Genomic DNA, 21599 nt, shown 5'->3' with positions numbered 1-21599 from the left:
ACGTTTTTTCACCGTCCATTCCTGTCAAGAGGCGCCAGAAGCCGGTTCCCGGCCTGCCTACCATGGAGGCACAGGAGCGGCAGGGCGGAAACATCCCCGGCGTTCCCACGGACCCGCCACCCCTGGGTTTCCTGTCGCACTACTTTCCCTGCTTGGGCCCGGCCGGGCTCCAGCCCCATGTGCCGTGCGCCCACGGCGAGCACCAGGAGACAACGACGTGTCCATTGACGCAATCACTGCCATTGACGATTCCGCTACCGCCCCGCTGACCGAGGACGAGATCTTCGGAGCCCACCAGGGCGGCAAGCTGTCCATCAGCACCACAGCCCCGCTGTCGAACAAGCGTGACCTGTCCATCGCCTACACGCCGGGTGTCGCCGAAGTCAGCCGCGCCATCCACGCGAAGCCTGAACTGGCCCGAACCCTCACCTGGGCCGAACGCCTGGTGGTCGTGGTCAGCGACGGCACCGCCGTCCTGGGCCTGGGCAACATCGGCCCCAGCGCCTCGCTGCCCGTCATGGAAGGCAAGTCCGCCCTGTTCAAGACCTTTGGTGACCTCGATTCCATCCCGCTGGTCCTCAACACCACCGACGTGGACGAGATCGTGGAAACCCTGGTCCGCCTGCGCCCCAGCTTCGGTGCCGTCAACCTTGAAGACATCTCCGCTCCGCGCTGCTTCGAGCTCGAGGAGAAGCTCATCGAGGCCCTGGACTGCCCGGTCATGCACGACGACCAGCACGGAACCGCCGTCGTGGCCCTCGCCGCCCTGACCAACGCCGCCAAGGTGACCGGCCGCGGCCTGGAAGGGCTCAAGGTGGTGGTGTCCGGCGCAGGGGCTGCGGGCATCGCGGTCGCCGAAATCCTGCTGGCCGCCGGCATCAGCGACGTCGTCCTCCTGGACTCCCGCGGCGTCCTCAACAGCAGCCGCCCGGACCTGGCAGCAGACTCCACGAGCAAGAAGGCCGACATCGCCGGCCGCAGCAACCCCCGTGGCGTTGCCGGCGGCCCCGCCGAGGCACTGGCCGGAGCCGACGTCTTCATCGGCGTCTCCTCCTCCAAGCTGGACGAGGCACACCTTGCCACCATGAACCAGGACGCCATCGTGTTCGCGCTGTCCAACCCGGACCCCGAGGTCCTGCCCGAGGTGGCCGTGAAGTACGCCGCAGTGGTGGCCACCGGCCGCAGCGACTTCCCCAACCAGATCAACAACGTCCTGGCGTTTCCGGGCATCTTCCGCGGCGCCCTTGATGCCGGTGCCCGCCGCATCACGCCGGCCATGAAGCTGGCGGCGGCCCGCGCCATCGCGGACCTCGCCGCAGAGGACCTTTCGGCAGAGTACATCGTGCCCAGCCCGCTGGACCCCCGTGTTGCCCCCGCCGTCACCGCGGCAGTCGCCGCGGCGGTGGAAGCGGAGTAAGGCTTCTTCTTCCTGCAGGAAACCACGACGGCGGCGGCCCCTTTGTGAAGGAGGCACCGCCGTCGTGGTTAAGAAGCCGCGCGTTAAGCGGCCCCTAGACTGGGGACCATGAGCTCCGAGACCGTAGTGACCATCCTGTGCGGCCTGGCGATCCTGGTGGGGGTGGCGGGCACCATCATCCCCGTCCTGCCCGGAAGTGTCCTGATCGGCGTCAGCCTGTTGGCTTGGGCTATCTGGGGCGGCGCCGGGACTGCCGGATGGGTGGTCTTCGCGGTGGCCATGATCTTTGTCGCCGCGGGGATGACTGCCGGGGCGGTCCTCACGGGGAGGAAGCTGAAGCAGCATGCCATTCCCAGCCGCAGCATCGTGGTGGCACTGGTGGCGGGCGTGGTGGGGATGTTCATCATCCCGGTCGTGGGGCTCTTCGTGGGCTTTGCCGCCGGCCTGCTGGTCAGCGAGTTCCTGCGGACGCGGGACATGTCGACGGCGGCGAGATCCAGTTGGGCGGCGCTGAAGGCCACCGGCCTGGGCATGCTCGCCGAATTCGGACTCGCCTGCCTCGCCGCCAGCACCTGGATCATTGGCGTGTGGATAGCCGCTGCCAATGGCTAAAGCCGTTGCTTGCTAAGTGCGGCGCGGGTAAAACCAAGATATGACCCAGCCAGCTTCAGCCTCCGAGCACGTCCACGCCTGGATGGAGCGATACCAGGCCGCCTGGACCAGCAACGCGGCCGACGATATCGGTGCCCTCTTCACCCCTGACGCCGTCGATGAAACCCGTCCCCATGATCCCGAAGCGTGGCGGGGCAGGGACGGGATTGTCGACGGCTGGCTGGCGGCCCGGGATGAACCGGGAGGCTGGACGTTCACCTGGGAGCTGCTCGGGTGCGACGGCGCCACCGCCTTTGTCCAGGGCGTCACCGTCTATTCGGGCGGCGGGCCGACGTACGACAACCTGTGGGTCATCAGGTTTACCGAGTCAGGCCGCGCCGCCTCCTTCACCGAATGGTTCATGGCCAGGAGCTGACCTTTCCCGGCCCGGTAGTCCTACAGGCCCAGTCCGCCGAGCTTGTCGCCCAGGCCGCCGGGAAGTTTGTCGCCCAGGCCGCCGGGAAGCTTCGACAGCAGGTCCGCGGGATTGATGCCGAGCCTGGAAAGCAGGCCGGCATGCTGTTCGGTGTCCACCTGGTCCGGCAGCTCGGACTCCGCCTGCGACGCCTTGTCCTGGTCTCCCTGGGACCGCAGGAGTTCGAGGATCTGGTTCTTGTCGATCTGCATGGCATTTCTCCTACTGAGGATAGTTGCTAAGGGTGCTTACCACCCTTCCTGAAAACGGCGCCGGGGACAAGGGCCGGGCTCGGGGTCCGCGCCTTGGAGACCGCGTCCGGCGGGAGGTCTCCACAGCTAGCATGGAAGGATGAGCTCCGGGGATACTGCACCGATCTACTGGGACAGCCGCGACCTCACTCCTTTCGGGCAGGCCCAACTGCGCACCCCGGTCCATGACCTTGCTGGGGGAGTAGGTGGCTTGCTCACAGGGGTTTTGGGCGGACGCAATCCGGCCCTGCTGTCCATCGACGGCGAGGTGCCGCGGCTTAAGCGCCTGATGCCCAAGCCGGCCAAGGCGGTCCACGAGGCCGTCTTCACCAGCCGTGAACCGGAGCGCCTGATCACCTTGGCCCGCGCCTACCCTGGTTGGGCCGGGCTCTGCTACCTGATGGCCGGGCTGCTGGTGTACAAGCACGGCGGCTACCTGCGGGCCTCCGAGCTTCTCCAGCGCGGGCTCACCACCAGGAACGACGACGAAGCGAACCGCTACTCCTCCACTTACCTCACCCGCATCGTCACTAGGATCGAACTCGCCGAGCGGGTGGAGATCCCTGTCCTGTTCAGCGAGGAATCGGTGTTCCTGGCGCTGGCCCATTCGCTGCGCGAGACGGGCCGCACGGAAGCTGCGCTTGATGCACTCGCCGGCCTGCCGCCGTCGCTCCCCATGGCCTTGGCGCGCTGTTCGCTGGCCCTCACGCTGGGACGGAGCCGAACCGTCATCGACTGGACCGAGGGCCTGCTGAACGCGGACGACCTCTCGGCCGCCCTGCTGCTGGTCCGCGCCCGTGCCCTGCGCCGGGAGGGCCGGCTGGATGCTGCACACCAGGCGATCGCCGAGGTGCTTCGCCGCCGCAAGACCCACCTGGCGCTCCGCAACGACGCGCTCACGGACCGTGCACTGCTGGTGCTGGAATCAAGCCGCCGGTCCCTGAACCCGCGTGATTGGGGACGTCGGCGGGAAGACCCGGAACCGCAGCGTGAGCTCGAGGCGCCGGTACCCATCCGCAAGGACGAGGAAATGCGCCGGATCTGGGAGCAGGACTGGAAGGAACTCAGCGGGGACTAGGAATTCCGCTGTGAACCAGGCATGGCCGGGATCTAGGCCCGCCCGGCCAGGAACGGCACCAGCTGCTCACCCAGCAGCACTGCCCCCAGCGCCACCATGATGATGCCGCTGGCCAGGGTCACTGACCGGGCGGCGCCGGGCCTACTCTGCAGCAGTTTGCGCGAGAGCAGGGCCACAACGGTGTAGACCACGCCCACCAGCGCCACGAACGTCATGCCGAGGAGCCCGGATTGCACCGGCACGGGCAGTGAAGCGTCGGCGCTGATGAACTGCGGGATGAGCGCCACGTAGAAGAGCAGGCCCTTGGGGTTGATCCCGCTGGTGCCCATCCCCTGCAGGAAGGTACGCAGTTGGGTGCCGGTACCGCCGTCGGCAGAGGCGCTGAAGCTGGCACCGCGCCAGGACCGCAGGGTTCCCACCCCTAGCCACAGCAAGTAACCAGCACCCGCCAGCGTGATCCAGCCCAGGACGCCGGGCATCCCGGCCAGCACTGCGGCGAGCCCTGCCACCAGCAGGACCGTGTGGAGGACGTAACCACCGCAGAGCCCGGCCACCGCGGGGACGAAGCTGCGCTGCCGGAGCCCTGCGGCAATGGTGTACGCCCAGTCCACTCCCGGAGTGCAGGCCAGTGCTGCGGCCACCACCAGAAAGGCCAGGAACAGCTGCGGATTCATGGGTTTCTCCTGTCGAAGGGCTCTCAGGAGCAACCATAGGGAGAATCCGGCCAAAAGTGCTCTCCTGTTTTCGCCCGACTCACGGCCCAAGCAGTATGTTTATTGCGTGCTGGACAACATCGACAGAAGTATTTTGCGCCACCTCCAAGAGGATGGGCGGATGACTGCCACCGCCCTCGCTTCGAAGGTGGGCCTAACGGTGGCGCCATGCCACCGGCGGCTACGGGACCTGGAACAGTCCGGGGTGATCCGCGGGTATAAGGCGGACGTCGATCCGGCAGCCGTGGGCCTGGGCTTCGAGGCAATCGTCTTCGTCACGCTGCGGCAAGTGGACCGGCCCACCATGGAAATCTTCGAGAACCGGGTGGCGGAGAATCCCAACATCATCGAGGCGCAGCGGCTCTTCGGTTCCCCGGACTACCTGTTGAAGGTCATCGCCGAGGACCTGCCGGCCTACCAGCGCTTTTACGATACCGAGCTCACGTCCCTGCCCGGGGTGGAGCGGCTGACCTCAACACTGGTGATGAAGAACCTGAAATCAAACGCGGGTCCGCCGGTTTAGCCTCAGCGCTCCGGCTCACCCTGAAGGAGGCCGGTGGTGCGGTACGGGATGACCTCACGCAGGAACATGCTGGTGGAGGTGCGGACGATGCCTGGGCAGAGACGGATTTCTTCGGAGACCCGGTAGAGGTCGTCCGGGCTTTTGGCCACCACCCGGATCAGCAGGTCGGTGTCCCCGGCCGGTGCATGGCATTCCAGGACTTCGGGAATTTTGCGGAGGGCGGCAATGGCCTCGTTGAGGTGGCTCTGGTCCAGTTCGGCGCTGACGGCTGCGGCCACGCCCCTTCCAAGGGCGGCCGGCAGCACCCGGCTGCTGTTGGGCCGCAGCGCCCCCGACGCCGTCATCCGCTCCAGCCGGCTTTGCACGGTTCCGCGGGCAAGGCCAAGCCGCTGCGCCAGCACCATGATCGGGACTCGCGGGTCCTCGTCCAGGGCATTCAGGATGCGCTTGTCCGTGGCGTCCAGTTCCTGCAATCTGACCACTCCCTGCTTGTTCTAGCGTCAGGAATTAGTCAGAGTGACCAATCCAACTCCTGTCGGTTGTCCCAACTGTATGGTGTCTGCTGAAATTGTGGCAACAAGGGCAAAAGCTACCGCTGGTCCCCTCAGGCTACAGTTTCCCGGCACACCACCCGGCACGCTGGACACCGCTTCCCGCAAGGAGGCCGCCGCTGGATGAGTCTTGTTCACACCACGCTCACTCTGCAAACACGGCAAGAGCCCCTGAGCTACCGACGTCGGAATTCCGCAGTCATCGGTAGCTGAGGGGCTCTTGTGTTGTCCTGGCATTCCGGTCTCCCGCATAGGCTGGGTCCATGACCTCCGCCGGCCGCTTTGCCCCCAGTCCCTCCGGTGAACTGCACGTGGGAAACCTGCGGACCGCCATCCTTGCCTGGCTCTTTGCCCGCTCCACCGGGCGCAGGTTCCTGCTGCGGGTGGAGGACCTCGACCGCGCCCGTGCTGGAGCGGAAGCCGTGCAGTTGCGCGACTTGGCCGCAATTGGCGTGACTTGGGATGGGGACGTCGTTCGACAGACGGATCGGCAAAGCCTGTACGCCAAAGCGATTACCCGGTTGAAGGAAGCGGGCCTGACCTACGAGTGCTTCTGCACCCGACGCGAAATCCAAGAGGCGCCCTCGGCCCCGCATGCGCCCCAAGGTGCCTACCCGGGGACTTGCCGCAACCTGGACCCCGCAGAACTGGAGTTCAAGCGGTCCATGCGTCCTGCCGCCATCCGGTTGCGGGCGGATGTGGCGGAATACACGGTGCGGGACGTCCTCCGCGGCGACTACACGGGAGTGGTTGACGACCTTGTGCTGCGCCGCAACGACGGCGTGGTGGCGTACAACCTCGCCGTCGTGGTGGACGATGCCGATCAGGGCATAGACCAGGTGGTCCGCGGCGATGACCTGCTCCCGTCCACCCCGCGGCAGGCATATGTGGCGTCCCTCCTGAATATTCCCGTTCCGGAATATGCTCATGTTCCATTGGTGGTCAACCACGACGGCGCCAGGCTGGCCAAGCGTGACGGAGCCGTAACGCTGGCGGACCTGGCAGCCCGGGGCACTCCTGCCGACGCGGTGCGGGACCATCTGCTCGGCTCATTGGGGCTCCTGCCGGGTCCGCTCGAACGCGCCTTGGCAGAGTTCAATCCCGGACTTCTGCCCAGGGAACCGTGGGTCTGGTCCGCCCCGGGCGGCCGCTCCGCCCCGTAGGCTGGTGGCATGCCGGAATCCACTGATCAGCGCTCTGCCAGCAGTTTCACTCCCGAGACGGCCCGTGTCCTTGCGGAGGTGGCGCACAACCGCCAGAAGGACAAGCTCAAGCGGCCTTACAAAGACCACGTGCTGGCAGTGGGGGATGCCCTGGCAGACTTCGACGACGACGTCCGGATCGCCGGCTATCTTCATGACATTGCCGAAGACACCCCGATGACCCGGCAGGCTCTGCTTGAAATGGGGGTTTCCGAGCGCGCGGTCGACATCATTGAACGCGTCACCAATCGGCTGCACAGCAACCCCGATGACTACCTCGCCGGTATCCATGAGATAGCCCAGGATCATGACGCCGCCCTGGTCAAAATCGCCGACAACGCGCACAACTCACTGCCCGAACGCGTCCGTGCGCTGGCCGAAAAATGGCCCGATAAGCCGCCTGTTACCAAATACCGGGACGCCCGGCCGGTGCTTTACGCCGCCGTTGAAGCGGAGGAGATCCGCAAAATCCTGGCCCGCGTCAACCCTTGGCTGCTGGAGGAGTTCGACGCAGAGTTGGACGAGGCGGATGACACCGACTACGAAAACCTCCGATACGACGACGCTCCCGGGAGCTAGACCCGGCCCAACGCCTCGATGTCCTCCAGGAAGTCCGCCTGCACTTCGGGACTGACCGTGGTGCGCGTGTCGCCGATGGCGTCGAGGTAGTCCTGGGTGGAGGGGCCCTTCCGGACCGCCTCGCGGACGGAAACCCCGCCTCCGGAGGCCAGCCCGCCGTCGTCGTACACTGCTTTTTCCAGCGCCCGCTGGGAGGCGCTCCGGGCTGCGTACTCGATGTCAGCAGGGGAGAAGCCTTGGGTCTTCTCCACGAGCAGTTCCACGTCCACGCCGTCCACCACCGCCGCAGGGATGAACCGCTGCCACATCGCTTCCCGCGCCTGCCGGTCCGGCAGCCCGATGGGGATGACGTAATCGAACCGGCCGTGGCGCAGGAAGGCCGAGTCCAGGGCGCGGATGAAGTTGGTGGCGCAGACCAGGAGCCGGCCCGGCTGTTCACGGAACGCGGGGATGATCTTGAGCAGTTCATTCGTGACGCCCTGCAGCGGCGACGGCGGATCGCCCGCGCGCTGGGACGCGATCTCCTCCACCTCGTCGATGAACACCACGGCGTGCTCCAGCTCCGCGATCTCCAGGAAGGTCTCGCGGAGGGCACCGGCCAGGCCCTGGGGATCGCCGGCCAGGCGGGAGGGGAACACCTCCACGAACGGCCACTCCAAACGGGACGCGATGGCCTTGGCGAAGGTGGTCTTGCCGGTACCGGGCGGGCCAAAGAGGACGACGGCGCGCGGCGGCACCACGCCGAATTCATCGGCCAGGTCCGCCTCGGCGAGCGGCAGCACCAGGCGCCGTTCCAGCAGTTCCTTCTCCTTGCGCATGCCCGCCACGTTCTCCCACAGGTCGCGGGCCAGGACGCGGCCGCCCAGCTGGCCCAGGGCGCCGAGCTCCTGCCGCTGGACCGGGATGGTGCGCTCGAAGTAGCGCAGGTTCTTCTTGAGCGCGAAGCCGCGCCCCAGGAAGGCCTCCACCCGGGTTTCGGATTCCGGCATGAGGGCCGACAGTTTGTTCAGGCCGTGCGGGGCCATGCGGTTCTCGACGGCGGCAAGCAGCGAGGTGCCGATGCCCCTGCCACGGTACTCCGGCAGGGTGGCGAGGAAGACGATCCAGCCCTGGTCGTGCGCGGCGCGCCCGACGGCGGCACCCACCACCTGCTCGCCCTGCACCGCCACCACGGCGTGGTCCTTTTCGCAGGACGCGAGGACCTCTGACAGGGCGTAGACAGGCTCCACATTGTGGGCCTTGAGCGTCTCCCAGAGGTGCAGAATCCCGTCCAGGTCAGCCGAATGGAAATCCCTGATGCGCCAGTTGGTCATGCGTTGCTCCTGTTTGGTTCGTCGTTGAGCCTGCGTTGCCGCCTTAGCTGAGCATAGGTGACCGGGCGCGGTGGTCAGATTCCCAACGCGTCCATGGTGTTGCGCAGGGTGTCCGCGGAATGCCGCAAAGCCGCCAGCTCGCCGTCGTCCATGGGTGTTTCCAGGACGCGGTGCACCCCGCCCCGGCCCACCACGCTGGGCAGGGACAGTGCCACCCCGGAGATCCCGTGCAGCCCCGACAGTACGGTGGAGACCGGCAGGACGGCGTTGTCGTCGCGCAGCAGCGCCTCCACGATTCGGGCGCCGGACAGCCCGATGGCGTAGTTCGTGGCGCCCTTGCCGGCGATCACCTTGTAGGCCGCCTGGACCACCTCCTTGGCGGTGGCGGCGAGGTAGTCGGGCGTGAAGATACGCTCGCCGTCGTCCGTCCAGTCCCGGATCGGGACCGGCCCGATGGTGGCGCCGGACCACAGCGGGAATTCGGTGTCGCCGTGCTCGCCCACCATGCTGGCGTGGACGCTGGTGACGGAAACGCCCGCCCGCCGGGCCAGCAGCCAGCGCAGCCTGGACGTGTCCAGCACCGTCCCGGAGGAGAAGATCCGCTGCGCCGGCAGCCCGGAAATGCGCTGGGCGGCCACCGTCAGCACGTCACAGGGGTTGGTGACCAGGACATAGACGGCGTCCGGCGCGCGCTCAAGCAGCTGCGGCATTAGCTGCTCCAGGATCCGCACGTTGGTGCCGGCCAGGTCCAGGCGGCTTTGGCCCGGATTCTGCTTGGCACCCGCCGTGATCACCACGACGTCGGCGCCTTCCGTCACGCCGATATCCCCGCCTCCGGTGACGGTTGCCGAGGCTGCGGCGAACTGGCTGCCGTGCGCCAGGTCCAGGGCTTCCGCCTCCGCCTTTGGCGCGTTGACATCGAACAGCGCGATGTTGCTGGCGGAGCCGCGGATCAGGGCGGCGTACGCCAGCGAGGTGCCGACGCTGCCCGCGCCCACCACTGCGAGTTTGGATCCTGCCATCGTGTCCGTCCCATCCGGAGTCGTTGAGAGTGTCCTACCCGAAGAGTAGCGTGGCCCACACCACTCGAACCCCATGTAGGAGCCACCATGCCACATCTCGGACGCCGGCTCGCGGCTGTTACTGCCGCGCTGGCAATGAGCGTCACCACCGGGGCCATCAGCCCCGCGTCTGCCGACCCCCGGCAAACCGACAAGAATCCCACGGCTACCGGCTACGGTGGGGCCGTCAGTACGGTGGACCCCGACGCTTCAGCGGCGGCCATCGAAGTCCTCAGCAAGGGTGGAAACGCGGTGGACGCCGCCGTTGCCGCGGCAGCCACCCTTGGCGTCACTGAACCGTACAGCGCCGGGATCGGCGGGGGCGGCTACTTTGTCTATTACGATGCGAAGTCCGGGAAAGTCAGAACCATCGACGGGCGGGAAACGGCACCGGCCGGGATCAAGCAGGATGCGTTCATCGATCCAGCTACGGGCAAGCCTTACCGTTTCACTCCTGAACTGGTCACCAGCGGCGTCTCGGTAGGCGTTCCCGGCACGCCGGCCACCTGGGAACGGGCGCTGGAACGCTGGGGCACACTCAGCCTGGGCGACGCCCTGAAGCCTGCCATCAAGGTTGCAGACCGTGGTTTCGTGGTGGATGAGACCTTCCGTAACCAGACCCAGGACAACCAGGCACGGTTTGCGGCCTTCACCTCCACCAAGGACCTGTACCTGCAGGGCGGCAAGCTGCCCGAGGTTGGCTCAATCTTCAAGAACCACGACCTCGCCGCCACCTACCGCATGCTGGCCAAGGATGGCATGAGTGCCTTCTACACCGGCCCGTTGGCGGAGGAGATCGCCAAGACGGTGCAGAATCCGCCCAAGTCCCCGGACACCACCCTCCCCGTCCCGGTGGGTTCCATGACGGCGGAGGACCTGGCCGACTACGAAGCCCTGGACCAGGATCCAACGCACGTGAACTACCGCGGCTATGACGTCTACGGCATGGCCCCCTCCAGCAGCGGCGGCACCACCGTTGGTGAGTCCTTGAACATCCTGGATGTGTTCAACCTTCCGGCGCTGAAGAAGGACCAGCCTGCTGTGCTGCACCACTACCTCGAGGCCAGCGCCCTGGCGTTCGCGGACCGCGGCAAGTACGTAGGAGACCCCGCATTTGTGAAGGTGCCGACCAAAGCCCTGACTGACCCCATCTTCGGCAAGGAACGCGCCTGCGAGCTCGACCCCAACACGGCGGCAACCAAGCCCGTGCAGCCCGGCGACGTCACCTCGTACGACGGCACCTGCCCGGCGGCACCGGCGGCGCTCGCCGATGAGAAGGACACCGAGAACATCTCCACCACCAACATGACTGTCTCGGACAAGTGGGGCAACGTGGTGGAGTACACGCTGACCATTGAGCAGACCGGCGGCTCGGGCATGGTTGTCCCCGGTCGTGGCTTCCTGCTCAACAACGAGCTCACCGACTTTTCCACGGTCTACAGCGCCACCGACCCCAACCGAATCGAGCCGGGCAAGCGACCGCGTTCGTCCATGTCGCCCACCATCCTCCTGGAGGACGGCAAGCCGTTCCTGGCCCTGGGTTCCCCGGGCGGTTCCACCATCATCACCACGGTCCTGCAGACCATCGTCAACCGGATCGACCTGGGCATGAGCACCCCTGATGCCATTGCGGCACCCCGTGCGTCCCAGCGGAATACGGCCAGCGTCACTGCCGAGCCGGCCTTTATCGACAAATACGGCGCGGCCCTGACATCCCGCTTCGGCCACAAGCTGACACCGTCGGGTGACTCGTTCACGTCGGCCTCTGAGATTGGCGCAGCCACCGCCATCGAGTTCCTTGATGACGGGCGCGTCCTGGCGGCCGCGGAGCCGGTCAGGCGCGGCGGCGGATCGGCCATGGTGGTCAAGCCGTCCAAGTGACCGGCAGCAGCCACCGTTAAACCCCGACGGCGGCACTTGGATTCTGCGAATTCCAGAACCCAGGTGCCGCCGTCGGATGTTTAAAGCGCGGTTACTTCTTGAAGGTGTCAGCCGGGGCGTTGGCGACCACGGGGGACATTCCCGTGAAGCCTTCGCGGGTTTCGGCGATTTCACGGATGCGCGTGCGGCAGGCGTACCAGCCGATGACCATGAGGATGGAGGCGATCGCGGTGACGAGCATGGTGAGCGGTGAGTCGATGAAGACCATGATCAGGACGCCGACCAGGAAGAGCAGTGAAAGGTAGCCCGTGTAGGGGGCGCCGAACATCCGGAACGAGGGGCGTTCCACCCAGCCCTTGTCCGCCCAGCGTTTGAGCTGGATCTGGCACAGCACGATGGTGGCCCAGGTCATGATGATGCCCACGGAGGCGATGTTCAGCACGATCTCGAAGGCTTCGGCGGGGACGAGGTAGTTCAGCGGCACGCCGAGAAGGGAGACGACGGCGGTGATGGCGATGCCGCCGTAGGGGACGCCGGCTTTGTTCATGCGGGAGGCGAACTTGGGGGCCGAGCCGTTGACGGACATCGAGCGCAGGATCCGGCCGGTGGAGTAGAGCCCTGCGTTCAGCGAGGACAGGGCGGCGGTGAGGACCACGAGGTTCATGATGACATCCACGCCCTGGACGCCGATGGAGCCGAAGAAGGTCACGAAGGGGCTGACGCCCTTTTGGTAGGACGTGAACGGCAGCAGCAGGGCCAGCAGGATTACGGAGCCGACGTAGAACACGGCGATGCGGAAGACCACGGAGTTGATGGCCTTGGGCATGATCTTTTCCGGGTTTTCGGTTTCGCCGGCGGCGGTGCCCACCAGTTCGATCGAGGCGTAGGCGAACAGGACGCCCTGCATGAGGATGATCATGGGCAGCAGGCCGTTGGGGAAGATCCCGCCGTTATCGGACAGCAGGTTGATGCCGACCTGTTGTCCGTCCACGGGGGTGCCGAAGATGACGAAGTAGGTGCCGATGATGAGGAAGGCGACCAGGGCGGCGACCTTGATCAGGGCGAACCAGAATTCCATTTCGCCGAAGACCTTCACGGAGACCAGGTTCAGGGCCAGGACCACGATCAGGGCGGTCAGTGCCCAGGCCCACTGGGGGACGTCGGCCATCCAGGGGATGTAGTTGCCGAAGAAGTGCATGTAGAGGGCGGCGGCGGTGATGTCCACGATGGTGGTGGTGGCCCAGTTGATCCAGTAGAACCAGCCGGAAACGAACGCGGCCTTTTCACCGAAGAATTCGCGGGCGTAGGAAACGAACGAACCCGACGAAGGGCGGTGCAGGACCAGTTCGCCCAGGGCGCGCAGGATCAGGAACGCGAAGAACCCGCACACCGCGTAGGCGATGACCAGGGACGGGCCTGCAGCGTTCAGCCGGCCGCCGGCGCCCAGAAACAGGCCGGTACCGATCGCACCGCCGATCGCGATCATCTGGATCTGCCGCGGCTTCAGGTTCTTGTGGTAACCCTTGTCCTCCGCGTGCAGGGAGGTCTCGGTGGCATGCGCGTGCCCACCATCGATCAGGTGGTCTGGAAGGGGGGTGTTTGTCATGGGGGTGTCCTTACAAGACGGATTACTTGCTGAGGTTGGCCAGGCGTTCGGGGCTGAGGAGTTCCTGGAGCTGGGCGTCGGTGAGGAGCCCGTGTTCCAGGACCAGTTCCGCCACGCCCTTGCCGGTGGCAAGTGCTTCCTGCGCGATGGCGGTTGCAGTGGCGTAGCCGAGGTGGGGATTCAATGCGGTGACCAGGCCGATGGACTGCTCCACGGTGCGGCGCAGGTGATCGGTGTTGGCGGTGATACCCCGGATGCAGCGGGCCGTAAGGGTGCGGCAGGCTGCTTCCAGGTGGGAAATGCTCTTGTGGAGGCTGTGGACAATGATCGGTTCGAAGGCGTTGAGCTGCAGTTGCCCGGCTTCGGCGGCCATGGTGATGGTGACGTCGTTGCCGATCACCTCGTAGGCCACCTGCGAGACCACTTCCGGGATGACCGGGTTGATCTTGCCGGGCATGATCGAGGACCCGGACTGCACCGCCGGCAGGTTGATCTCGCCGAAGCCGGCGCGCGGGCCTGAGGAGAGCAGACGGAGGTCGTTGCAGATTTTGGACAGCTTGACCGCCACCCGCTTGAGCACGCCGGACAGGTGCACGAAGGCGCCCACGTCCTGGGTGGCTTCAATCAGGTCGACGGCGGTCACCAGCGGGAGTCCGGTGATCTCGGCCAGATGACGGCAGGCTGTTGCGGCGTAACCGGCGGGGGCGTTCAGGCCGGTGCCGATGGCGGTAGCTCCGAGGTTGATCTCGTGGATCAGCAGCTCGGCCTCCGCCAGGCGCAGCCGGTCCTCACCGATGGTGATGGCGTAGGTTCCGAATTCCTGGCCCAGGGTCATGGGGACGGCGTCCTGCAGCTGGGTGCGGCCCATCTTCACCACGGTGCGGAACTCCATGGCCTTGGCGGCGCAGGCTTCCTCGAGTTCTTCGAGTGCCGCCAGCAGTTCCCGGCCGGCGAAGATGGTGCCCAGCTTGACGGCCGTGGGGTACACATCGTTGGTGGACTGGCTGAGGTTGACGTGGTCGTTAGGGTGCAGCCGCGCGTAGTCACCCTTGGGGTGGCCCAGGATTTCCAGGGCGCGGTTGGCGATGACCTCGTTGGCGTTCATGTTCGACGACGTCCCCGCACCGCCCTGCACAACGTCCACCACGAACTGGTCGGCAAGTTTGCCGTCCAGGACGTCCTGGCACGCCTGCCCGATGGCGTCGGCGCGTTCGGCGTCCAGCAGGCCGAGCTCACGGTTGGTGCGGGCGGCGGCCAGCTTCACCGCCGCAAGGCCGCGGACCAAGTGCATGTTGGATGACAGCTTCTGGCCGGTGATGGGGAAGTTTTCCACGGCGCGAAGCGTGTGCACGCCCCAGTACGCGTCGGCTGGGACGTCCCGGTCGCCGAGCAGGTCGTGCTCCGACCTGGCTGGGGCGGAGGTGGCTTCCGCCGCGGTTTCGGTGATGGTCATGGTTGTCCTCACAGGGCTTCGTTGTCGGGCGTGGACTGGTTGGTGTTCAGGAAAGCAGGGTTCAGGAAGTCGGTGGCCAGGAGCTGGCCCACAGGGTGGCCGCCGCCCAGGACAGGGGCCGTGGCGATCCCGGCAAGAGGCTCGGTATCCATTCCCAGCGCTTCCAGGAGGCTGACGGTGGCGGGCATCCGGGCGCGGTCGCCGCCGTCGGAAATCTTTACGGCGACGGCGCTGCCGTCGGGCAGGCCCACCAGCTGCACGCCTTCAAAGCCGTCCTTGGCTACGGCGCCGGGGACCAGGCGCATCAGGGCGGTGACATCGCGGCCTTCCCCGGCCACCATCTCCGGGTGCCGCTGCATGGCGAGCCCGACGGCGGCCGCCGGGCTGCCGTCGTCGTCGTTTCCGTCCAAGGAGGCCGCGGCCGCCCGGGCGATCCGGCCGAAGGCTCGGGCCATGCCGCCCAGCGTCAGGGCGAACAGCGGGGTGCCGCAGCCGTCGGTGCTTACAGCTGAGGGCTCCTCGCCGGTCAGGTCGAGGACCGTTTCCGCCACGAGCTGCTGCAGCGGGTGCGACGGGTCAAGGTACCCCCGCACGGGCCAGCCGTTGATCTTGCAGGTGGCCACCATGGCGGCGTGCTTGCCCGAGCAGTTCTGGGTGATCTGCGTGGCGCTGCCCCCGGTGCGGAGCCAGTCCTCGCGCTCCGCCGTGCCGTAGGGCAGGTCCGTGCTGTTTTCCAGGTCGGTCGGGGCCAGCCCGTGCAGTTCGAGGATGCGCAAAGCGCCGTCCCGGTGTGCAGCCGCACCGGAATGGCTGGCGGCGGCCAGGGCCAGGAGGTCGGCCGGGAGTTCAAGGCCGGCGCGGACCATGGCAACCGCCTGGAGGGGCTTGAGTGCGGAGCGCGGGTAGAAGGGGGCCAAGGGATCACCCGCAGTTGCCGCCACTGAACCGTCGGCACCCAGGGCGATTGCGGAGCCGTAGTGGACGCTCTCCACCAGGCCGTCGCGCACGGTGGCGACCAACGGGGTGTGCTGCGGCAGGGCCAACTCGGCCGGGGCAGCAGTATGGGCAGCAGAAAAGACGGGGGAGGGCATGGGGTCCTTGGAAGGGTCGGTTGAAGCTGGCTAGTTATTGAGGATGGAGTCGAGGGCCACGCCCACGGCGTCCAGATGGTGCGCCATCGCAGCGCGGGCCTTTTCCGCGGAGCCGGACTCGATCGCGGCAAGGATTTGCTGGTGCTCAATGTCGGAGGCGTGCTGGCGGTCCGCCACCATGTTCAGTGTCTCGGACTGGTGCGCCAAGGCATCCCGGATGTCTGCCACGACGCTGGCAAACACTTTGTTGCCGCTGGCGCGGGCGATGGTGGCGTGGAAGCTGGAGTCCAGGGCCACCCAGGACTCCGGATCGGTTTCCACGGCCATGGCGGCGACGATCCCCCGCAGGATTTCCAGTTCCTCCGCAGTGCGCCGTTCAGCCGCCAGTCCAGCGGCCGGGACTTCGATGTGCGGGCGTGCTTCCGTCAGGTCGCGTGCCGAGTACTGCCCCAGGGTGAGGTCATTGGCCACCTTGCTGGCGACGACGAACGTGCCCTTGCCGGTCCTGGTTACCGTCAGCCCCAGGGCGGTGCAGGATCGGAGGGCTTCCCGAATCACCGAGCGGCTGACTCCATACACCTGTGCGAGGGTGGCTTCCGAGCTCAGTTTGCTCCCCACCGGAAGCGCGCCGGACTCGATGTCCTGGCGGATGGTGTTGAACACCGCCTCTGCAGCGCTCAGCCGGGCAAGGGGGCGGACTACAGGCTGTCCTGCTGTCCGGCTGTCTGACAGGTTCACGCCTTAAATATGGCACTGGTCACAGTGGGTGTCAAACTCTCCCTAGTCCTGCCGCTGGTTCGCTGCGCGCCGCCGCTGCTGCCGCCGTCGTGAGCGAAAGTGCCAGGCGATGAGCCCTGCCACCGCAACTGCGGCGATGACGACGGCGAGGTCCCGGCCCACTGCCTGGGCTACGGCCTCGTAGGAGTTGCCTGCGAGGAAGCCCAGCAGGACGAAGCCGATGCCCCAGACAATGCCGCCGGCAGCGTTGTAGGCGAGGAACCGGCCGTAGGGCATCCGGGATGTACCGGCCAGGGCGGGCATGACGGCGCGCAGGAAAGCGGTGAAGCGGCCCAGGAACACGGCGGAACCGCCCTTGCGCCGGAGGAATTCCTGCGCGTTTTCCAGCTTGCGGGAGTGCCGTGCCAGCACTTTTGTCTTCACGAGCCGGGCTCCCAGGTGCTTGCCGACTTCATAGCCCACGCTGTCGCCGATGATGGCGGCGAACACCACCAGGGCCATCATGATGCCCAGCTGCACCTCGCCCCGGCTGGCCACCACACCGCCCAGGACGGCTGCCGTCTCACCTGGGATCACGAAACCGACGAATATGGCGTCTTCGGCGAAGACCAGGCAGAAGACGGCTATGTACGCCACGATCGGGCTGACGTTCAGGAGTCCGTCGATGAAGCCCGTCATGGAACCAACTTTAAGCCCGCGGAGCGGGGACGGGGCCGGGCTTCACCAGGAATCTCCCGGCTGGGGATGCTGCCCCGGTTGGGCGCTTTGCGGAGGACGTCAAGGTTCAGCCTGGTTCTTTCGCCGGTCAGGTGTACCTACGAGTATGCGCAGGTGCGGCTGAAAGAAAGCTGTGGTATCCGTTAGAGGTGCTGGATTCCGGCCCGCTGCATCGCGTCCCGGTAGGTCTCCACGTTCTTGGCCAGGAGCTCTTCCTGCTTGGCCTCGGAAACAGCAAAGGCCCTGCCGCCAAGGGCAGTGGCCTTGTAGATTTTGATGCCGTTGTTCTTCAGCGACGAGTGGTAGGTCTTCTCGAACAGGGTCAGGAACGTGGATGCATCCGTACCGTGGGCGATGATGGCCGAAACGCGGGAGTTGATCTTGAGGAACTGCCGGAATGGGCGGAGGCCGTCGGTCTTCTCCTGGACGCTAAGGGCCGACGGGCTGCCGCTCTCGCGCACCCAGGGATAGGCGTTCCAGGGCATGACGTAGCGGGGGTCCAGTTCTGCGAGCTCATAGATTTGGGTCGCACGGCGGGCCGCTTCGTCATCGTTGTAATGGGAGACAAATCCCGATTCCGTCCCCTTGCCGGGGCTGGCCTGGAGGCTGATGATCCTGCATTCATCTTCGTCGTGGACGGGGTCGATGTAGGGGACGGTGGAACCCGGCTTCTTTTCCATCAGTTCATCGCACAGTTGGGTGACCTGCGCGATATTCGGTTCCTGCAGCAGGGCCTTTTTTTCGTCCCAATCAATCGTCACGATTTCTCCTTGGCAGCGAGGCGTCCAGAATCAGGCGTCCTATGTCACTCTACGCTTCCCCGGGGAGGGGTGGGCACACCGAATTTTTTGGAGCAGGCCAACCTAGTGCGGGCCGCGCAGGTGCTGCTTGTGCAGTTCGCTGAGCTGCTCATCGGTCAGCTCGTCAAAGACGCCCGCTTCACGCTTGTCGCTTCGTGAGAAGCGAACGAACATAAGGATGATCAAGGGGAGGTCCAACACTTCACAGATGAACCACAGCAGATTTCCCGCAAACTGCTGGTCCTGGAACGCGTCCCTGAACCACCACTGCGGGCTGGGGACTGACATCACATGGTCAAGCACCTGGCCGTTGAGGCTAAGCAGGATTCCGGGGATCGCATCGATCAACAGTTCGATGAACACGAACATGAATTCCAGGGTCAAGTAGGCGCTGGACCGCTGGAAGTCGGACTCCTCGATGATGGGCAGCGCCATCAGCATGCCAAGCAGAGGTACACCGAGGGTGAGGAGTCCGCCGGCCACGGGATCTGTCCGGAGCGTGTAGAAAGCTGGTGTCAGGAATGTGGAAAAGAGCGCCAGCCCCAGCAGTGGCGCGCCGAAAGAGTTGCTGACGAACCTAACAGGCCGGCTGGCCAGGACCGTGTTTAGGGTGTCTATGCCCTTGGCGGGCAACGCTGTCCTGGCCAGGGTGAGTGGCTTTCCCAGCCCGATAAACAGTGGAACAACAAAGAGCAGCATGGAGATCTTGATGGTGAACGCCCACCGCTGCTGCGCGCCGTACACGCCGGTGAACCCACAGGTCAGGACAACAAAAGCGCCCAGGCCCAGGACGTAGAACGCAACGGCCCGCCACACGGGCCAGCCCTGGCCACGGCGGGCGGCTGAGCGCATTCCCCACCCGTATAAGACAGCGGCCACGACGACGAAGGCGGCGGCGGCCCAGTCGAGTTGCCAGGAGGACATCAGGATCTCAAGGGGTGGCACGCGCCAAGGATAGCCGCCGTTCCTGAGAGCTGCATGACCGAGTGCCTCCCCGGGGCTGCGCTCCCGCCGGCGGGGTTCCGGGGAGTGGTGGTGCGGTGGAGTGGTAGGTGTGGCCTGTTGGAGTGGAGGTTGCCACGGTGTGGCGTGCACCCGGGACGGGTTTGGCGGTCCAGCCAGGTGTTTCCTTGGCGTGGTTGCAGGCTTCGCAGAGTCCCTGGCCGTTGCCGGCGGTGGTGGGGCCGCCGCTGTGCCAAGGCCTGATGTGGTCGTGGTGCCTGATCGGGGCGTCGCAGTACGGGGTCCGGCACGTATCGTCCCGGATCTGGAGGAAGCGTTTGAGCCCTGCCGGGAACAGCCGGGCTTTGGAGTCCATCGCCACCAGTTCCCCGCTGCCGGGGGCGGTGTAGAGCCGGCGGATCCAGAGATTCAGGTGATGACGGCCGGACGCGTCCACGGTGGCGTCACCAGCGACTTCAGGGGTGGCCGCGGCATCCGTGGCGGTGTCCGCGGCGGCATCGCCAGCGTCAACGGCGGTGGTCCCGGCCGCGGTGCCGTGTCCGTCAGTATCGGCAGTGGCCGGAGAACCAAGGTTGCCGGGGCCGGGGACTGTTACCGGTGTTCCCGGGGCTGGTTCGCCGGTGAGGGCGATGGTCCGGGCCCATGCCGCGGGGATAGTGCCGTACCCGGGGAGCCGTGCGGGTTCGGGGTCGGCTTGGAGGAGGGTGTGGTCGGTCATGACGAGCTGGACCTCCACGCCTTTGATCCCGCCGGGGGTGCCGGTGACCCTCTCGATGAGGGTGTCTGCCATGACCTGCCCCCGCGACCTCTCATCCCCGCCTGAGCGTGCTGTGTCCGCATCCCGGGCCAGGGCGGCGTAGGCGGCCACCCCCTGGGCGACGGGGAGCAGGGCGGTCAGGTAGGTCATGGTGTCCGGGGCCGGGCGCAGGCTCACACACCGCTCGGCCACGGCCCGGGCTGCCCGCTTCGCGACCGAGGCCGGATCCCGCCGGTAGGCGGCGGCGCGGACGGCGGCGGTGATGGCTTTGTCGCCCATGCCGTCGAGGGCGCCGGTGTCGGCGGCGAGTTCCTCATCCACCCCGGCCCGGTCCTCCGGCGAGAGGCAAATGGTTTCCTTCACGATCAGCGTGGCCCGCCACTCATTCAACAAACCACTTCGAAACGCAGCGGAGGTGTGCGGCATCCCGGTGAGGGTTTTGGCCAAGCCCAGCAGTCGAGAGCCCTTCGCGGGGGACTCGCGCCGGGCCAGCGCGATCTGCGCCGCCACCCCGGCACCCTGCTCCCCGGCAGGGACCCCGGCGGCAGCCTGCACCTGCCGCTGCTGACGATCAAACGCCACAGCAACCTCGGCCTGCTGCGCACCCGCCAGGCACTTCAGGTCTTCCAACCCGCGCAGCTGGTCAATCATGCCCGCACCATCCGCAGGGGCCGGAACACGGGCCAACAGGTTCAGGACGTCACCCATGGAAGGGGCGGCGGGTTGAACAACTGACGGGGATTGACGCCGGTCAGCAGCAAACAGCCCCCGAGATTCTGCCTGCAGCACTCCCGCCGTCCCCACAACCGCTTCCATGACCAAAGTCTTCCACCAGGGTGTGACATCGACAGCCACCCAAAACCCCTATGTGGAAAACGCAAAGTCGGCGGTGGTCCCAGGCCTGCTGTTCAATGGATTATGCAGTTCACCAGGAAAGGCCTGAAGGCCGAAGGTTTCGCCGGCTTCCGGTTAATCCAGGACCTCGAGACCATGAGGATCCCACAGGGAACAGGCCTCTTCGCCGTGATTGCCCCGGACGGCTTCCAGCCCCGCCTGCTCACGAAAAGCACCGCAGGCGTCTTTAAGAAGAAGGACCCGTCCCTCCCCGCGGCCGCGATAGCCGACGAGTGGGTGGACGCCGCCGTTGTTCTATACGTGGGAAGGGCCGGCCCCGGAAGCAAAAGTAACCGCGGACTTCGGCGCCAGATCCAGGAATTCGTTGACTTTGGGCAAGGGAAGCCGCCCGGCCACTGGGATGGGCGGCTTATTTGGCAACTCGCCGACGCCGGGTCACTGGCCATTGCGTGGAAGGAACTTCCGGCGGACCAGCTGAACCGTGCAGAAGCGGGTTACCACGCTGCTTTTGTGGAGGAATTCGGCCGTTTACCGTTCGCTAACCTCGTACAGGCACGTACCAAGGCAGGCGCCTGACGTCGGCAGCACGTCTGTCACGCAGGTCCGCGAAGCCGCTCCATCTCCCGGCGGTCCTTCTTGGTGGGCCGGCCGGCGCCCCGGTCCCGCTGCGGAAGTCCAAGTGCCGGCAGGACGGGCCGAGGGGGTGTGTGGTCGGTAAAGCAGTGGGAGGCGGCCTCGGCCCCCACGCGTTTGGCGATGAGCCGCCGCACCTCGAGGATGCGTTCGTATCCGGGCATACGGACGGTGACCGTATCGCCGGTTACCAGGGTGGCCGATGCCTTGGACGGGTTGCCGTTGAGGCGGACATGCCCGGCGCGGCAGGCTGCGGTGGCGGCAGAACGCGTCTTATAGGCGCGGACGGCCCACAGCCAGGCATCGATGCGGACGCTGGCGGGGGAGGAAGGGAGGCTGGTCATGATTGGC

23 protein-coding genes are annotated in these 21599 nt (G+C 66.3%); 9 read left to right on the top strand and 14 right to left on the bottom strand.

Going from position 1 to position 21599, the window contains the following annotated elements:
• Positions 1-217 precede the first annotated feature (217 nt).
• The 3 genes from LFT49_RS20305 (at position 218) to LFT49_RS20295 (ending at position 2444) form a co-directional block, all read left to right on the top strand.
• A complete protein-coding gene (locus tag LFT49_RS20305; protein ID WP_236820799.1) occupies positions 218-1417 on the top strand; it encodes an NAD(P)-dependent malic enzyme in 1200 nt (399 codons plus the stop codon).
• 108 nt (positions 1418-1525) lie between these two features.
• Complete coding sequence (locus LFT49_RS20300) at positions 1526-2029, top strand: DUF456 domain-containing protein (protein ID WP_236800234.1); 504 nt, start codon at positions 1526-1528, stop codon at positions 2027-2029.
• Positions 2030-2069: 40 nt separating this feature from the next.
• Complete coding sequence (locus LFT49_RS20295) at positions 2070-2444, top strand: nuclear transport factor 2 family protein (RefSeq protein ID WP_237429231.1); 375 nt, start codon at positions 2070-2072, stop codon at positions 2442-2444.
• A gap of 20 nt (positions 2445-2464) precedes the next feature.
• On the opposite strand, the gene LFT49_RS20290 is transcribed toward LFT49_RS20295, so the two are convergent.
• The gene (locus tag LFT49_RS20290; protein ID WP_236800232.1) at positions 2465-2695 is read right to left on the bottom strand and encodes a hypothetical protein; all 231 of its coding nucleotides are present in this window, start codon (positions 2693-2695) and stop codon (positions 2465-2467) included.
• Between the two features lie 139 nt (positions 2696-2834).
• Between LFT49_RS20290 and LFT49_RS20285 the strand changes: the two genes are divergently transcribed.
• Entirely contained in the window at positions 2835-3812 is a 978-nt protein-coding gene (locus tag LFT49_RS20285; RefSeq protein ID WP_237429230.1) for a hypothetical protein, read from the top strand.
• Between the two features lie 32 nt (positions 3813-3844).
• Here the strand turns inward: LFT49_RS20285 and LFT49_RS20280 are convergent, their stop codons facing one another.
• On the bottom strand, positions 3845-4486 hold the full coding sequence (locus LFT49_RS20280) for a LysE family translocator (protein ID WP_237429229.1): 642 nt from the start codon (positions 4484-4486) through the stop codon (positions 3845-3847).
• 106 nt (positions 4487-4592) lie between these two features.
• On the opposite strand from LFT49_RS20280, the gene LFT49_RS20275 reads away from it, so the two are divergent.
• Entirely contained in the window at positions 4593-5048 is a 456-nt protein-coding gene (locus tag LFT49_RS20275; RefSeq protein ID WP_236800229.1) for an Lrp/AsnC family transcriptional regulator, read from the top strand.
• Between the two features lie 2 nt (positions 5049-5050).
• Here LFT49_RS20275 and LFT49_RS20270 read toward each other — a convergent pair whose 3' ends face one another.
• The gene (locus tag LFT49_RS20270) at positions 5051-5521 is read right to left on the bottom strand and encodes an Lrp/AsnC family transcriptional regulator (RefSeq protein ID WP_236802963.1); all 471 of its coding nucleotides are present in this window, start codon (positions 5519-5521) and stop codon (positions 5051-5053) included.
• A gap of 341 nt (positions 5522-5862) precedes the next feature.
• On the opposite strand from LFT49_RS20270, the gene gluQRS reads away from it, so the two are divergent.
• Both gluQRS and LFT49_RS20260 read left to right on the top strand, forming a co-directional pair.
• The gene (gene gluQRS, locus LFT49_RS20265; protein WP_237429228.1) at positions 5863-6762 is read left to right on the top strand and encodes a tRNA glutamyl-Q(34) synthetase GluQRS; all 900 of its coding nucleotides are present in this window, start codon (positions 5863-5865) and stop codon (positions 6760-6762) included.
• Positions 6763-6771: 9 nt separating this feature from the next.
• Positions 6772-7380: an HD domain-containing protein gene (locus LFT49_RS20260; protein WP_237429227.1), complete on the top strand. Its 609-nt coding sequence runs from the start codon at positions 6772-6774 to the stop codon at positions 7378-7380.
• Here LFT49_RS20260 and LFT49_RS20255 read toward each other — a convergent pair.
• Positions 7377-8693, bottom strand: coding sequence for an ATP-binding protein (locus LFT49_RS20255; RefSeq protein WP_236800226.1), 1317 nt, complete (start codon positions 8691-8693; stop codon positions 7377-7379). The two genes, LFT49_RS20260 and LFT49_RS20255, sit on opposite strands and share 4 nt — an antisense overlap.
• Positions 8694-8767: 74 nt before the next feature.
• The gene (locus tag LFT49_RS20250) at positions 8768-9715 is read right to left on the bottom strand and encodes an L-lactate dehydrogenase (RefSeq protein ID WP_237429226.1); all 948 of its coding nucleotides are present in this window, start codon (positions 9713-9715) and stop codon (positions 8768-8770) included.
• Positions 9716-9802: 87 nt separating this feature from the next.
• On the opposite strand from LFT49_RS20250, the gene ggt reads away from it, so the two are divergent.
• Positions 9803-11635 carry a gamma-glutamyltransferase gene (gene ggt, locus LFT49_RS20245; RefSeq protein ID WP_237429225.1) on the top strand — a complete coding sequence of 611 codons (1833 nt, stop codon included), beginning with the start codon at positions 9803-9805 and terminating at the stop codon, positions 11633-11635.
• 91 nt (positions 11636-11726) lie between these two features.
• Here the strand turns inward: ggt and LFT49_RS20240 are convergent, their stop codons facing one another.
• The 8 genes from LFT49_RS20240 to LFT49_RS20205 all read right to left on the bottom strand — a co-directional run bounded on the left by LFT49_RS20240 (position 11727) and on the right by LFT49_RS20205 (position 20468).
• The gene (locus tag LFT49_RS20240; RefSeq protein ID WP_236800223.1) at positions 11727-13241 is read right to left on the bottom strand and encodes an amino acid permease; all 1515 of its coding nucleotides are present in this window, start codon (positions 13239-13241) and stop codon (positions 11727-11729) included.
• A 22-nt stretch (positions 13242-13263) separates the two neighbouring features.
• On the bottom strand, positions 13264-14694 hold the full coding sequence (locus LFT49_RS20235) for an aspartate ammonia-lyase (protein ID WP_236800222.1): 1431 nt from the start codon (positions 14692-14694) through the stop codon (positions 13264-13266).
• Between the two features lie 8 nt (positions 14695-14702).
• Positions 14703-15785, bottom strand: coding sequence for an asparaginase (locus tag LFT49_RS20230; protein WP_236800221.1), 1083 nt, complete (start codon positions 15783-15785; stop codon positions 14703-14705).
• A 30-nt stretch (positions 15786-15815) separates the two neighbouring features.
• A complete protein-coding gene (locus LFT49_RS20225) occupies positions 15816-16523 on the bottom strand; it encodes a FadR/GntR family transcriptional regulator (RefSeq protein ID WP_236800220.1) in 708 nt (235 codons plus the stop codon).
• A gap of 42 nt (positions 16524-16565) precedes the next feature.
• A complete protein-coding gene (locus LFT49_RS20220; RefSeq protein ID WP_236800219.1) occupies positions 16566-17201 on the bottom strand; it encodes a DedA family protein in 636 nt (211 codons plus the stop codon).
• A 182-nt stretch (positions 17202-17383) separates the two neighbouring features.
• Positions 17384-18001, bottom strand: a complete 618-nt coding sequence (locus LFT49_RS20215; protein WP_236800218.1) for a uracil-DNA glycosylase — start codon at positions 17999-18001, stop codon at positions 17384-17386.
• A gap of 102 nt (positions 18002-18103) precedes the next feature.
• Positions 18104-18985 carry a cytochrome c oxidase assembly protein gene (locus tag LFT49_RS20210; protein ID WP_236800217.1) on the bottom strand — a complete coding sequence of 294 codons (882 nt, stop codon included), beginning with the start codon at positions 18983-18985 and terminating at the stop codon, positions 18104-18106.
• On the bottom strand, positions 18972-20468 hold the full coding sequence (locus LFT49_RS20205) for an HNH endonuclease (RefSeq protein WP_237430566.1): 1497 nt from the start codon (positions 20466-20468) through the stop codon (positions 18972-18974). The genes LFT49_RS20210 and LFT49_RS20205 overlap by 14 nt, the downstream gene beginning before the upstream one ends.
• Positions 20469-20678: 210 nt before the next feature.
• Here LFT49_RS20205 and LFT49_RS20200 point away from each other — a divergent pair, with 210 nt between their 5' ends.
• Positions 20679-21191 (top strand): hypothetical protein, encoded by a 513-nt coding sequence (locus LFT49_RS20200; protein WP_237429224.1) that lies wholly within the window; start codon positions 20679-20681, stop codon positions 21189-21191.
• 17 nt (positions 21192-21208) lie between these two features.
• Here the strand turns inward: LFT49_RS20200 and LFT49_RS20195 are convergent, their stop codons facing one another.
• Entirely contained in the window at positions 21209-21592 is a 384-nt protein-coding gene (locus LFT49_RS20195; protein WP_236800214.1) for an RNA-binding S4 domain-containing protein, read from the bottom strand.
• Positions 21593-21599: the final 7 nt, after the last annotated feature.

Origin of the sequence: Arthrobacter sp. FW306-06-A (genome assembly GCF_021870055.1) — a bacterium.
GTDB lineage: Bacteria > Actinomycetota > Actinomycetes > Actinomycetales > Micrococcaceae > Arthrobacter.
This window is presented reverse-complemented; position numbering and strand designations above follow the sequence as displayed.